Raw genomic sequence first — 14,171 nt, forward strand, 5'->3', positions numbered from 1 at the left:
AAAAATTGTGAATCTGGCTTGCGAGGTGCCGAAAACACCGGTATAGTTATTCGAGTGTTCGGGGGAAACCCCGGGCTAATCGTGAATAACGAATCGGGTTGTGGCGCAGCTTGGTAGCGCACTTGACTGGGGGTCAAGGGGTCGCAGGTTCAAATCCTGTCAACCCGACAGATAAAGCTCCGGGAGGATTTTCCTTCCGGAGCTTTTGTATGCTCTGAATCTTATACGGGCCATTTATCCGATTCGCGAGTATCGGCTGTTTGGCGCGGCTGACGCGGTCGTGCGCTCGCTGGCGGTTAGAAAGTCCTTGCGCGTGTTCCACGCGTTGATGGAACCCTGGGCTAGGCCCGAGGAACCGCTGAGCAATCTCTCCCGGTGAGAGCCTAGCTGACCTGCGTGCCAAGTGTCTGTTGCGTTATATTACCTCCCTCGGGCGCGGATTTGGACGGGGGAGGGATGGACCGAGCCGCGAAACTGCCGATGGGATGGGTAGTTTGGGTAGAAATGTAAATATGAGCTTGAATCTAAATGTTGGAATACATCTGAATATGTGGGTATTCGATGGTACATTGGATACCAAGGAACCGTGTTTAAAGTTATGCAAACCACCCTTCAGGGGTTTAGATTTCCTTGATATATCAAGGAATATTTGGGTTTATGTGACCTAAACACGGTCTGGCACACTCAGAATTCACAGCCGTAAAACCAACATAAACCCACGCAAAGACACCTCTTCGCACAGTACCTTTCTGGCACGACGAGAAGGACGCTCTCGGTATATCCCGCAGGGCAGGGAATCAGGCAGGTTTACGGCATAACGATCCCGCCCCTCCGGGCGCGGAAAGGAACGCAATACACTATGTGGCAGCAAGTCTACGACCCGCTGAACTCGAGCGCGCTCTCCGCACTCGTGGCAGCAGTCCCGATTATTTTCTTCCTTCTGGGCCTCACCGTCCTGAAGCTCAGCGGTATTAAATCTGCCGTCATCTCCCTGGCGCTCGCACTCGTTATCGGTTGCGCTATCTTCGGTATGCCCGTCACCGCAGGTGCCGGCTCCATCCTCTACGGTTTCCTCTCGGGCATGTGGCCCATCGGCTGGATTGTTCTCATGGCAGTGTGGCTCTACCGCATCTCCGTGCGTTCCGGCGGCTTCGAAATCGTTCGCTCCTCCATCTCCTCCATCTCTACCGACCAGCGCATCCAGATGCTGCTGATTGCATTCTGCTTCGGTGGCTTCCTTGAAGGCGCTGCAGGCTTCGGTATTCCGATTGCTATCTGTGCTGCACTGCTCGTGTCCCTGGGCTTCAACCCGCTCAAGGCCGCAATGTTCGCCCTGATTGCTAACGTGAGCTCCGGTGCGTACGGCGCTATCGGTATCCCCGTGACCACCGCAGCAACCCGCGGTGGCGTGGACCTGCACGGCCTGTCCACCGAGTTGGTTCTGGTGATCCAGATCATTGCAGCTCTCATTCCCGTACTGCTCGTCGCAATTCAGGACGGTCTGCGCGGTATCCGCGAGGTCGGTCTGGTCGCACTGATCGTTGGCCTCGTCTACTCCGGCGGCCAGTCCGTTCTGCTCGCAGGCCTCGGCAACCCCGAGCTCGTCGACATCATCCCGCCGCTGCTGGCTCTGATCGCCCTGGCACTCATCATGCAGAAGTGGCAGCCCAAGAACATTTTCCGCGAGCCCACCGCTCCCTCCCTGGAGGAAGTTCAGGCTCAGCAGAGCGTCAAGCACTCCGGTGGCAAGATCCTCAAGGCATGGAGCCCCTTCGTCTACCTGTCCGTCGTGATCCTGCTCTGGTCCACCGCGCTGAAACCGCTCTTCGCTGCTAAGGGCGCGCTTGGCTTTACCAACTTGAGCTTCAACATTCCGTGGGTGCACCAGAGCATCCAGCAGGCTGCACCGATTGTTCCTACCCCCAAGGCATTTGATGTGGTCTTCACCTGGAACATCATTGGTGCTTCCGGTACCGCAATTCTGGTCGCTGCAATCATCACCATCCTGACCTCCTCCATCAGCTGGGGCGAGGCTATCGAAGAACTCGGTGCAACCTGGAAGCAGCTGCAGACCCCGATCATCATGATCTGCCTGGTCATGTCCGTTGCTAACGTTATGAACTACGCAGGTATGATTACCTCCATCGCACTGGCTGTTGCCGCTGTGGGCGCAATCTTCCCGCTGCTGTCCCCGATCATCGGTTGGATCGGCGTGTTCGTGACCGGCTCTGTGGTGAATAGCAACATCCTCTTCGCTGGCCTGCAGGCTACCACCGCACATCAGATTGGTGTCAGCCAGACCCTGCTGATTGCATCTAACACCGCCGGTGGTGTGATGGCGAAGATCGTTTCCCCGCAGTCCATCGCAATTGCCGCCGCTGCTGTGAACAGCTCCGGCGAGGAATCCAAGATTACCTCCATGGCAATCAAGTACAGTGCAGCCCTGCTGGTCGTCACCTGTGTTTGGGTTTACGTCCTGTCGTTGGTTATGCCTTCCTAATATTGGCTCGGGTGCCCCTGCCGGGAACCCCGAATCGTGGTGCGAGCCCCCGTCCACCTGTGTGGACGGGGGCTCGCCCGCGTATTGGAGGATTATTGCCCGTACACGGGTGGGGGAGTAGGGGTATTTCTGGCGAGCGCGGACATATCTGCTGAGCACCCGGTGGGGAAGAAAATGAAGAGGAAAACCAGGGGCTATTCGGGCGTAAAAATGCGGATGTGCCCCATCTGTGCAGACTTAAGGTAAACCTATCCTGAAGTAGCCCATGAGACCTGTTAGCGTTAGGGGATAAAGTCAAAAGCACCTAGAGCTCGGAGGCGACCGCCCCGGGTTGGGTGGAGGTGCGGAGCCGCCGGCTCAAGCCTCCATTGCGCTTGCGCTGTCCTCCCAGCCCGGGGACGCGGAATACAGAGCATGGATAATCAACATAGATAATCAATAAATGATAATGATACTCAAATGGTATTTCGCTCTGTAAAAGCTCCTAACATTCAACAAACGATGGTGATAACCTTCTATATGGGCATTGGCGCCGAAGGCGAGCTACGGACTGAGAGATTTTAGCCTCGAGGCCTCCGGCGAGAGAACCGATGCCCCGTATCGTGCATATCCTTTCCCGCGCTGCGCCTTCCGTCAGGGCCCAGCACACAGACACGATGTTGCTACGCCTTCCGGGCGAAACTCGCAGTAGCAGAGGCGGCGTGAGGTTGCGTCTCCGCACACCCCAAAAGGGTAAACGGGCGTACCTTACAGCGACATCCAAGCCGCTGTAGGTACTCCTGCGGCGGGGAAGGACAGCATATGTGGTCTCAGACCTATGACCCTCTTAACGCCCCGGTGCTTTCGGCACTCGTGGCGGCATCCCCCATCATTCTTTTTCTGCTCTGCCTTACGGTATTCAAGCTCAGCGGCATTAAATCAGCCCTGATTACCCTTGTCCTCACCCTGGGTATTGCACTGGGTGTTTTCCGGCTACCCGTGACGGCGGCGGCCGGTTCAATCCTCTATGGTTTCCTCTCCGCGTTCTGGCCCATCGGCTGGATTGTGCTCATGGCTGTGTGGCTTTACCGCATCACGGTGCGTAGCGGAAAGTTTGCCGTCGTGCGAGCCTCGGTTTCCTCTATTTCACCGGACCAGCGCATCCAGGTGCTACTCATTGCCCTCTGCTTTGCCGGATTTATTGAGGGTGCGGCTGGTTTCGGCATCCCGATTGCTATCTCGGTGGCACTGCTGGTAGCCCTGGGATTCAACCCGCTCAAGGCCGCCATGCTCTCCCTGGTCGCCAACGCTACCGTGGGCGCGTACGGTGCGGTCGGTATTCCGGTGACCACCGGTGCCGCCATCGGTAACGTGGACCTGGGACATCTCTCCGACCAGATGGTCTGGGTTCTGCAGATTTTCGCGGCCCTCGTGCCCGTACTCGTGATCGCCATTCAGGACGGCCTGCGGGGCGTCCGAGAGGTCGGCCCGATCGCTCTGGCTACCGGTATCGTGATTTCCGGCCTGCAGAGCATCATGCTGTGGGTCCTGCAGGCCCCCGAGCTCATCGGTATTCTGCCCCCGCTGGTCGGTCTGGTCTTCCTGGCAACTGTCATGCGTTTCTGGCAACCCAAGCACATCTACCGAGAGCCCACCGCCCCGACCCTGGAGGAGCTGGCGGGGAAGAAGGACCCGGCCTACAGCCTGCGTGAAATTGCCAACGCCTGGAGCCCCTTCATCTTCCTTTCCGCGACCATCCTGCTCTGGTCCACCGTGCTGAAGCCCGTCTTCGATGCTAATGGGCCGCTGGGCTTTGCAAACCTTAGCTTCCACGTGCCCGGTATTCACCACCAGATTGGTGATGGCGAGGGCCTGGCAATTCACGCGATCTTCAACTGGAACATTCTGGGCGCCGCGGGTACCGCGATTCTGGTGGCGGCTCTGCTCTCCGCCCTGACCTCGAAGATTACCGTGCGTGAGACCCTGCAGGAGCTCAACGGATCCTGGCAGCAGCTGAAGAAGCCCATCTATATGATTTGCCTGGTGATGTCCGTGGCAAACCTGATGAACTACGCGGGCATGACCTCTTCTATCGCGCTTGCGGTAGCTTCCGCCGGTGCATTCTTCCCGCTCTTCTCTCCCGCCATCGGCTGGGTCGGTGTGTTCGTGACCGGTTCGGTCACCAACAACAACGTGCTCTTTGCCGGATTGCAGGCAAGCACCGCGCAGCAGATTGGCGTGGACCCCGCTATGCTGGTGGCCGCCAATACCTCCGGTGGTGTGATGGGTAAGATCGTTTCCCCGCAGTCGATTGCGGTGGCGGTGGCCGCCGTGAACCAGGCCGGTCAGGAGTCGAAGGTTACCTCAATTACCATCAAGTACAGCCTCTTCCTGCTGGTGCTACTGTGCATCTGGACCTACCTCCTCTCTCTGTTCATGCACTAGCCCGTCCCCGACTTCTCCTCTGAAGAAGTACGAGGGCTGAAGGCTTCTCGAGCGCCCGTTGCTACACGCCGTAGCGGCGGGCGTTCGCCGTATGCTCGGATGTCCGAATCTGAGCATGTGCGGCGGTGCAATGCAGGCATTACCGGGGAAGAGTAAAATAGATGCTTGTGCCCATGCACCGAAGACGACGCGTGCGGAGGCGGCCGCCGGGCTGCCGGTCAGACAGTTACCCGCCCGTATATTGCGATGGATGCACACCTGACAGACGACCTACTAGTATGAGGAGACGGCGATGCAGAGCCTTGCAACGGTTACCACCGTTTTCGCCTTCGTGGCAATCGCAATTCACATCTACATCTGGGTTATTGAGTCCTTCCTCTGGACCAAGCCCAAGGGCCGTGAAATCTTCGGCATGACCGAGGAATTCGCGGAATCCACCAGGGAAATGGCGGCCAACCAGGGCCTGTACAACCTGATGATTGCGTGGATTGCGGCAACCGGCCTGCTGGCTTTCTGGTTTGGTTCCCCGCAGGTTGGTGTGGCTCTGCTCTTCGCGGGCCTGGGCGCCATGGCTATCGCCGGCATCTACCTGTTCCTGACCTCCCCTGCTAAGCGTAAGCCCGCGTTGATCCAGCTGGTTCCGCCGCTGCTGTCCCTGATTTTCCTCTTCGTGACCATCCGCTAAGACCTGTCGGACTCGCAGAGGAACGCTAATCTCCAGGCCGCGCGCTGCATCGAAAGATGCGACGCGCGGTTTTTCTATGCCCTCCGCGGTCGCGCCACGGCTGATTGCACCATGGGTGTAGAGGCGCGGCTAGTTGAAGAGGCCTGAGCATCCGCGCCGGTGCGAATCGAGCAGGTGCGCATCCACCATGCCCACCGCGCACATGAGCGCGTACGCGGTCACCGGCCCCAGGAAGACCCCACCCAACGCTTTGAAAGACTTGGCGAGCACCGCGGACTCGGCGGTATCGGTTGGAATCTCCTCCAGAGTGCGCGGTGCAATGGTCTCGTTCGGCGCAAAGGACCACAGCCATGCGGGGAGCCCACCCGGAACGCGCGTACCGTCGGGTAGGGTGCGCTCACGCATCCGTTCCAGCTCTTCAATGCTTAGCATTCGGCCCCGGCGACGAACCGTGCGCGGTACCTTGGCCTGTGGAGGTTCGGTGCGGCCCGCCTCGTTGGGGGCGGAGGAAGATGCGATGAGGGGGAGCGGAATCCCCTCGGCGGGAAAGCTATCGGAAGCTGCGGCCAGCTCGCGCATCTGCAGGGTGAGCTTGGCATTGGAAATAACCGCCCGAATCTTGCGTTCGTTACGGATGATGCCCTCATCCTCGAGCAGTCGCGCAACATCTTGCTCGTTAAAGGAAGCCACACGCTCGGGATCGAACCCCTCAAAAGCTCGTCGGAATGCCTCACGTCGCGCAAGAATCGTACGCCAGGAGAGACCCACCTGGAACGCTTCGAGGCTGAGAGCCTCGAAGAGCCCGCGCTCATCGGTGACTGGAACGCCCCACTCCGTGTCGTAGTAGTCGCGCAGGAGCTCATCGGTGACCCACGCGGGGTAGCTCGGGCAGCTCTTGGCGGTGACGTTATTGGGAACCTGCGAAATCATGATTGCTCCTCTCTGAGAATCTCGGTCAATTCGCGCGCCCCGAAAGTTGTTCCGGAAATATGTTCTACTTAAACACTACCACCCCGCGCGGTAATTTCGCAAGTATATTCGATATAGTTTTGGGTGAGGGATTGGAATCGAATACGAGTGTAGGAATACTGGTACGCAAAAAGGGTGGGGTGCCCACCGATAGACGGCATGCATCCCACCCTCTGCGCGGATTCTTTCTTCAGCCCTGTCTCGCCCGACGAACGCAGCTGGCGTTAGAAGAGCCGCGCCTCCCGCACCTCAGCGGGCTCCTCCAAGGCCAGCAGGAAACGCTTGCGGTCCACGCCTCCGGCGTAGCCGGTCATGCTACCGTCGGCACCTACCACGCGGTGGCAGGGGATTATGATGGAAATCTTATTGCGGCCCACAGCCTGGCCCACCGCCTGCGCGGGGGCTCCCGGACCCACGGCCCGCGAAATGGCACCGTACGTGGTGGTGTACCCGGCCGGGACGGTCTTTAGATGCTCCCAGACGATGAGCTGAAAGTCCGTGCCCTCCGGGTCGAGAGGGAGGTCAAAGGATGTGCGCTCGCGGGTGAAGTACTCGTCCAGTTGCGTACAAGCCAGCGCGAGTAGCTGTGCGGCGGCGTATTCGCCGGCCGGTTCGTCATCTTCCGCCGTGCCGTGCTCTCGCAGGTAAGCCTCGGGATTGTCGATGAGCGTGCCCAGCTCGTGGGGGAGAGGGAAGTGCTTCTGCTCCTCGTACCAGAGGCCCGTGATGGCGTCGGCCTTGGCCGCGATGTAGAGCGTGCCGACGGGGCTGTCGTGCCGGGTGTACCACCGGGTGGCTCCCTCCTCCTCCGAAGCCGGCGGCGCGATGTGCGGGGGCTGAATCTCGGCGGGTGGGGTTTCGACTGACGGGGCTTCACCCGTTGGGAGATCGGCGGGCTGGGGATCCTGCGAGTGCGGGGATGCGGTCGCTTCGGTCATGGTCTTCCTCGGTGGGCTTGCGGGCGCGGTTAAAGGGCGGTGCCCCTCCATCCATCATAGGGGAGGGGCACCTGTACGCCGTCATCCTAGCGTTCGGGCTGCGCATCCTTATTTTCATGATGCAGGTGCGGCAGGTGAGTCGAGTGCAGATCGTGACCGAGCACGTCGTGCGCATCGGGGTCCTCAACGGGGAGCACATGCGAGTACTCGGAGTAATAGCGGTAGACGGCGTAAGCCCCAATCACGCTCAGAACAATAGCCACGCCAAGGGCCCAGGGTACGGCCGCGGCGGAATAAATCAGCGAGAAGATAACGAGTAGCCAGGATAGCGCGGCGGCGAGAACCGAAACGTTCATGGCGATAATAGCAAGCTTGCGGCGACGAACATCGACCATGGGTGGCGCGGCCTAAGCCGCTTCCTCCTTTCGGGAGCCTATGCTCCGCTACGGCAAACATCGGTATGCATCGTGTGCGCGCCTATCGTTATCGACGACCATGAGCGCGCCCCTATCTGCTGATATATCCATTGTACGGCGCTTTCAATAGACAGAGAAGGCGGGCAACGACGGGCCGTTGCGGCAGGCCGTATCGCAAGATGAAGGCGGAATGTTTGCCCGGGGTGATGCCGGCCGGGCGGTTAAAGACCCGTCCGCCGCGGCGTACGAGACGGCGCGGCGGACGGCGATAGGAGCTGTACATGCAGCAATAGCGCGAACCGGTGAATCCAGCGGGGAAACGCATGAAAACCATGCAAAAGACCCGTGCGGCACTGACACCTCACGAACAGCGCAGCATTATGTAATCACCGGAAGATACTGCATCTACATTCACTAACGTTACAACGGTATTGAGAATATTAGAAATTACCTCGCAACAAACGCTAAACGCTATGTCATAAAAGGTCTGGCGCTGAGGCACTGGGACATCGGCCGCTCTCTCGGCGCTACGCCCCAGTGCGGGGCGCCATCCACGGTTGAAGGGGTATGCGAAAGGGTCGGGCACCCGTAGCGGGTGCCCGGCCCTAGCACATGCTTGAGGGAAAGAGCGCTAAACGAACGCCAGCGCTCCAGATTGCTTAGGCAGTCTGAACGTCCTCGTCAACCCACTCGAGGGTACGGGAGACAGCCTTCTTCCACAGACGGTACTGGCGGTCAACCTCGGCGGGCTCCATGGAGGGCAGCCAGCGCTTGTCCTCGGCCCAGTTGTCCACGACGTCCTGCTCTCCGGTCCAGAAACCAACGGCGATACCCGCGGCGTAGGCCGCACCCAGGGCGGTGGTCTCGACAACCTTTGGGCGGATCACGGGAACGCCCAGGATGTCAGCCTGGAACTGCATCAGGAACTCATTGGCGGTCATGCCGCCGTCCACGCGCAGCTCGGAGAGCTCAACACCGGAGTCGGCGTTCATTGCATCGAGAACCTCGCGGGTCTGGAATGCGGTTGCTTCCAGCGCCGCACGCACGATGTGTGCGCGGTTCACGTAGCGGGTCAGGCCCACGATGACGCCGCGAGCGTCGGAACGCCAGTGCGGTGCGAACAGGCCGGAGAACGCGGGAACCACGTAGCAGCCACCGGAATCCTCAACGGAGGTAGCCAGACTCTCAGACTCTGCGGCGTTCTCAATCATGCGCAGGTTGTCGCGCAGCCACTGAATCAGGGAGCCACTCATCGCGACCGAGCCTTCCAGCGCGTACACGGGTGCCGCATCGCCAATCTTGTAGGCGACGGTGGTCAGCAGACCGTTATCGGAGAAGACGGGCTCGGCGCCGGTGTTCATGAGCATGAAGTTACCGGTGCCGTAGGTGTTCTTCGCCATGCCCTTCTCGAAGCAGGCCTGGCCGAAGGTTGCAGCCTGCTGGTCGCCCAAAATACCCGCGATGGGGGTGCCGCTGAGCAGACCGGTTGCGCGGCCGAAGCCGTACACCTCGGAGGAGGACTTGATCTCGGGCAGCATGCTCATGGGGATGCCCATGTCTGCGGCAATCTGCGGATCCCACTGCAGGGTGCGGATGTTCATCAGCAGGGTACGGGATGCGTTGGTTACGTCGGTGACGTGAACGCCGCCGTCAACACCACCGGTCAGGTTCCAGACCAGCCAGGTGTCGGTGTTGCCGAAGAGCAGGTCACCGCGCTCGGCGCGCTCGCGTGCACCCTCGACGTTGTCCAGAATCCACTTGATCTTGGGGCCGGAGAAGTAGGTGGAGAGGTTCAGGCCGACGATGTCGTGGTACTTACCAACGCCCTCTTCGCCTGCGAGCTCTTCAACGATTTCCTGGGTGCGGGTGTCCTGCCAAACGATTGCGTTGTAGACGGGCTCACCGGTGTTCTTGTCCCACACGACGGTGGTTTCACGCTGGTTGGTGATGCCGACTGCAGCGATTTCGTGGTGGTTGACTTCGCCGTTCGCCATGGCGGTTGCTACGACCTTACGGACGTTCTGCCAAATCTCGGTTGCGTTGTGCTCGACCCAGCCGGCCTTGGGGAAGATCTGCTCGTGCTCGAGCTGGCCCTGAGCCACGTTCTCGCCCGCCTTGTTGAACAGGATCGCGCGGGAGCTGGTGGTGCCCTGGTCGATGGAGAGGATGTACTTGCGCTCGACGTTGAGGGTTGCGGAGTGCAGAGAAGTCGTCATTGATTTTTCCTTAGAACAAAAGAACGGAGTTTTTGAGAGGTTTAGAGGGGCAGAACTGCCGGAACGATCAGGCCAGCGAGGATAGCGCCGATGATCGGGCCAACAACCGGAACCCATGCGTAAGACCAGTTGGAACCGGTCTTACCGGGGATGGGTAGGAAGGTGTAGGCGATACGGGGGCCGAGGTCACGGGCGGGGTTGATAGCGTAACCGGTTGCGCCACCAAGGCTCATGCCGATAGAAACAACGACCAGGGCAACAGCCAAGGGGCCAATCTGGGCGGGGGTCTTACCGGATGCGATAATCCAGCCGATCAGGACGAAGGTGCCGATAATCTCGGTGAGCAAGTTCCAGCCGTAGGACTTGATGGCGGGGCCGGTTGCGAAGATGCCGAGGCGGTCGCCCGGGTCCTCATCGAAGTGCTTCTTGTAAGTCAGGTAGGCTGCGGTTGCACCAGCCATTGCGCCGAGCATCTGAGCGACGATGTACAGGGTGATGTTCAGCGGGGTTGCGGGAACGCCGGTTGCCAGGTCCTTGCCTGCGGTCGCCAGGCCAACGGTCACAGCGGGGCTCAGATGTGCACCGGAGAGGAAGGAGAGGTACACGGCGGTGAACACTGCCAGACCCCAGCCGAAGGTGATAACGACCCAGCCTGCGTCCTTAGCGTAGGACTTCTTGAGGGTCACTGCGGCACATACGCCGGCACCGAGCAGAATCAGGATGAAGGTGCCGAAGAATTCGGAAGCGAAGATTCCGAGGGGGGTGGGGGCCCCGGATGCATCCACGAGTGCGGATGAACCGGCTGCAAGTACAGTTCCTGCGGAAGCAAGAAGAGACATTGATGCTCCTTGAAGACGAAGCGTTCGGAAGGACTCGCGAACCGTTGCGTGCCGTATCCAGTGCGACCTTTGCCGTTGTAACGGGTCGGGGCACAACGCTGTGCTGAAATGTGTAGCGGTTGCTACAAAAAATGTTGGTTGAGTGTCTGAACGGGAAGCAGATTGCACTGTGGGTTAGCCCCGTATTTAGCGCTCTGCTTCTTATGCAGGGGATTTATCGTAAACGGTTATTTAACCGTCCGTCCACCCCTCACCGAAAAATATTGAGTTAGCCCATATCGGTGAGGGGCGAACGGTCGGTTCGTACCAAATAATCGGTTACGAGGGGTGTGGAATCTCTAGCGATTAGAGCTTGATGCGGGGATCAACCGCGGGGACGGCCTCAATCTTGGCCGATGCCTCGGCGTCGGTGGAGGTGGATTCCGCCTCGCGGATAGCCTGCACGCGTGCGGCGTAGAGGTCGCGCTCCTCCTTGACCTTCTTGTCGTCCCAGCCGAGCTCGGAGCGCAGAATCTCAAGGATTTCATCGGCGGCAGCCAGGCCGCGGTCGCGCTGCTCGAGGTCGAGGCGTACGCGGCGGACCAGCACGTCCTCCAGGTGTAGGGCACCTTCGTAGCGGACCGCGAAGACAACGTCTGCACGCAGGAACTGGGGTGCCTTAGCCAGGGGAGCGCCGAGGGAGGGGTCAGCGTCGATGAGAGCGCCGAGGTCCTCAATCTGTGCACCGTAACGCTCGAGCAGGTGGGTGATGCGGTCCTCATCCCAGCCGTAACGCTCGGCGTAGCGTGCGCGGTTAGCAGCGATTGCGTGGTAGCCGTCTGCGCCGACCAGGCCGATGTTTGCGGTCACGGAGGGGTTCTGCTTGGCCTGCTCACCCAGTGCGAAGTTCACGGCGTCCTCAGCCATGACGCGGTAGGTGGTCAGCTTACCGCCCGCAATGGCGCTCATGCCGGGGGCAACCTCGGTCACGGTGTGCTCGCGGGAAACCTTGGTGGACGCGGCGCCGTCCTTGACCTTGGGCTGCAGCAGCGGGCGCAGACCGGTGTAGGTGCCAATGATGTCCTCGCGGGTCAGCGGGTTGGCGATGAGCTTGTTCGCCTGCATCAGCACGTAGTCGATGTCCTTGCTGGTGGCGACGGGGCGCTCACGGTCCTCGGTGTAGGGGGTGTCGGTGGTGCCGATAATCCAGTAGCGCTGCCAGGGGATGATGAAGAGCACGGACTTTTCGGTCTTGGTGAAGATACCGCTGGTCGCGTTGATGCGGTCGCGGGGAACCACGATGTGGATGCCCTTGGATGCGAGCACCTCCAGGCCGCCGTCGGGGTTGGCCAGGGACTCGGATTCTTCGGTCCACACGCCGGTTGCGTTGATGACGTGCTTGGCGCGTACGTTCAGGCGCTCGCCGCTCTCGAGGTCTGCCAGCTGCGCACCGATGACGCGGCCGGATGCGTCCTTGTCGAAACCGATGACCTGGGTGCGGGATGCGGCCAGGGCGCCGTAGCCTGCGGCGGTGCGGACGACGTCGATGACGAGGCGCGCATCGTCAACGCGTGCGTCGTAGAACTGGATTGCGCCGGTGAAGGCGGAGTCCTTGATGTCGGGGAAGACGGTCTTGGTGCCGGCCTTGGTGAAGTGACGCTGCGAGGGAACGCCCTTGTTGCCGCGGGAGCCGAGGAACGCCAGGGTGTCGTACATACCGATGCCGATGGCGGAGTAGGCGCGCTCGATGACGGGCATCTTCAGGGGCCAGAGGAAGGGCTGTGCGTGCACCAGGTGGGGTGCAATCTTGTTCAGCAGCAGGCCGCGTTCGGTGAGGGCCTCGGTCACGAGCTTGAAGTCGAGGTTGTAGAGGTAGCGCAGGCCGCCGTGCACGAGCTTGGAGGACCAGGCGCTGGTGCCTGCGGCCCAGTCGCCGGCTTCGACGATGCCGGTGCGCAGGCCGCGGGTTGCGGCGTCGAGGGCGATGCCGGCGCCGGTGATGCCGCCGCCGACCACGAGGACGTCGAGTTCTTCATTGGCCATGCTCTTGAGAGCCTGGGCGCGGGATGCAGCGGTCAGCTGCGACTGCTGTGCAAAGTGCTGGGAGCTCATGTGCTGTTCTCTTCTTTTCTGTGAGAGCCGCTACGGGGCGGCGTTGCCTGTCGTCTTGACTTAGTAAAACCCGGTAATGAAATAATTACCAAGTAGAATGAACGGATTTTCACAGGGGGTCTTTGCCCATGAACGAACGCGCTAGCCACACCTACGAGGCCGCGGAGCTCTACTACATCCACAACATGACCATGGATGCCATCGCGAGCCGCATGGGAGTCTCGCGAGCCACGGTTTCGCGGCTGCTCAAAAGCGCCCGCGAAAGCGGCATGGTGCAGATCCGACTGGACGACTCCTTCCGTACCCGCAGCGAGCTGGAGCGGCGCATCGGCGAACGTTACAAGGTGCGCGTGACCCTGGTGAACGTGCGTGCCGACGCCACGCCGATTGCCCGCATGAGCCGGGTTTCGCGCACCGCCGCCTCCCTGCTGGATTCGCTCATCGACGACGGCACCCGCCTGGGCGTGGCCTGGGGCTCCACCATGACCGAGGTGTCTCGGCACCTGCCGCGCCGCCCCCTGACCGGCGTGAAGGTCGTGCAGCTCAATGGCGCGGGCAACGCGCACCACTCGGGTATTCCGTACCTGGGTTCTCTGTTGGGGCAGCTGGCCAACGCCTACGAGGCGCAGACCGTGCACTTCCCGGTTCCCGCCTTCTTCGACTACGCCGAGACGAAGGAAGCCATGTGGCGCGAGCGCAGCGTGCAGGCAAGCCTGCGGGTGCAGCAGAGCGTGGACCTGGCCATCTTTGGCGTGGGTGCGTTCGGCGGCCCGATTCCCTCGCACGTGTACTCGGGCGGGTATTTTGACGCGGAGGAGCAGTACCGCTTGCGCGAGCTGGGAGTCGTGGGGGATATGTGCACCGTGCTATTGCGCGAGGATGGGTCGTGGGCCGATTTGGAGCTGAACCGGCGCGCTTCGGGGCCCACTCCCAAGGAGCTGGCGCGTATCCCGCGGCGTATTTGCGTGGCTTCGGGGGTGCACCGCGCGAGGGCGCTCCGCGGGGCTCTGCGCACCGGCGCGATTACGGATTTGGTGCTGGACGATGCGCTCGCCAAGGTTCTGATGGATAGGTAGCTTTCTCGGGGGGGGGG

Annotated in this window: 10 protein-coding genes and 1 tRNA gene; 5 read left to right on the forward strand and 6 right to left on the reverse strand. The window is 60.7% G+C overall.

All coding sequences use genetic code 11. The annotated features are described in order from the left end of the window. Window positions 1-94 precede the first annotated feature (94 nt). The 4 genes from HMPREF2944_RS05565 to HMPREF2944_RS05580 all read left to right on the forward strand — a co-directional run bounded on the left by HMPREF2944_RS05565 (window position 95) and on the right by HMPREF2944_RS05580 (window position 5,609). Window positions 95-168: transfer RNA gene (locus HMPREF2944_RS05565), tRNA-Pro, on the forward strand. A gap of 691 nt (window positions 169-859) precedes the next feature. Beyond that, window positions 860-2,500 carry an L-lactate permease gene (locus tag HMPREF2944_RS05570; RefSeq protein WP_070681340.1) on the forward strand — a complete coding sequence of 547 codons (1,641 nt, stop codon included), beginning with the start codon at window positions 860-862 and terminating at the stop codon, window positions 2,498-2,500. Between the two features lie 801 nt (window positions 2,501-3,301). Then, entirely contained in the window at window positions 3,302-4,924 is a 1,623-nt protein-coding gene (locus HMPREF2944_RS05575) for an L-lactate permease (RefSeq protein ID WP_070681343.1), read from the forward strand. Between the two features lie 292 nt (window positions 4,925-5,216). After that, a complete protein-coding gene (locus HMPREF2944_RS05580) occupies window positions 5,217-5,609 on the forward strand; it encodes a DUF1304 domain-containing protein (protein WP_049332590.1) in 393 nt (130 codons plus the stop codon). Window positions 5,610-5,738: 129 nt separating this feature from the next. On the opposite strand, the gene HMPREF2944_RS05585 is transcribed toward HMPREF2944_RS05580, so the two are convergent. From HMPREF2944_RS05585 to HMPREF2944_RS05610, 6 genes are all read right to left on the reverse strand, one after another. Beyond that, window positions 5,739-6,539 carry a DNA-3-methyladenine glycosylase I gene (locus HMPREF2944_RS05585; RefSeq protein ID WP_070681346.1) on the reverse strand — a complete coding sequence of 267 codons (801 nt, stop codon included), beginning with the start codon at window positions 6,537-6,539 and terminating at the stop codon, window positions 5,739-5,741. A gap of 263 nt (window positions 6,540-6,802) precedes the next feature. Further along, the gene (locus HMPREF2944_RS05590) at window positions 6,803-7,516 is read right to left on the reverse strand and encodes a methylated-DNA--[protein]-cysteine S-methyltransferase (RefSeq protein ID WP_083313078.1); all 714 of its coding nucleotides are present in this window, start codon (window positions 7,514-7,516) and stop codon (window positions 6,803-6,805) included. Window positions 7,517-7,602: 86 nt separating this feature from the next. Continuing rightward, window positions 7,603-7,911: an N-acyl-D-glutamate deacylase gene (locus tag HMPREF2944_RS05595; RefSeq protein WP_070681348.1), complete on the reverse strand. Its 309-nt coding sequence runs from the start codon at window positions 7,909-7,911 to the stop codon at window positions 7,603-7,605. A gap of 680 nt (window positions 7,912-8,591) precedes the next feature. After that, complete coding sequence (gene glpK / locus HMPREF2944_RS05600; protein ID WP_070681351.1) at window positions 8,592-10,148, reverse strand: glycerol kinase GlpK; 1,557 nt, start codon at window positions 10,146-10,148, stop codon at window positions 8,592-8,594. A 41-nt stretch (window positions 10,149-10,189) separates the two neighbouring features. After that, window positions 10,190-10,987, reverse strand: coding sequence for an MIP/aquaporin family protein (locus tag HMPREF2944_RS05605; RefSeq protein ID WP_070681354.1), 798 nt, complete (start codon window positions 10,985-10,987; stop codon window positions 10,190-10,192). 345 nt (window positions 10,988-11,332) lie between these two features. Beyond that, window positions 11,333-13,078 carry a glycerol-3-phosphate dehydrogenase/oxidase gene (locus tag HMPREF2944_RS05610; RefSeq protein ID WP_070681357.1) on the reverse strand — a complete coding sequence of 582 codons (1,746 nt, stop codon included), beginning with the start codon at window positions 13,076-13,078 and terminating at the stop codon, window positions 11,333-11,335. Window positions 13,079-13,206: 128 nt separating this feature from the next. Here HMPREF2944_RS05610 and HMPREF2944_RS05615 point away from each other — a divergent pair, with 128 nt between their 5' ends. Next, on the forward strand, window positions 13,207-14,154 hold the full coding sequence (locus HMPREF2944_RS05615; protein ID WP_049332602.1) for a sugar-binding transcriptional regulator: 948 nt from the start codon (window positions 13,207-13,209) through the stop codon (window positions 14,152-14,154). The last annotated feature ends 17 nt before the right edge of the window (window positions 14,155-14,171 follow it).

It is taken from the genome of Rothia sp. HMSC072E10 (assembly GCF_001813965.1).
In the GTDB taxonomy this organism is placed as follows: Bacteria; Actinomycetota; Actinomycetes; order Actinomycetales; family Micrococcaceae; genus Rothia; species Rothia mucilaginosa_A.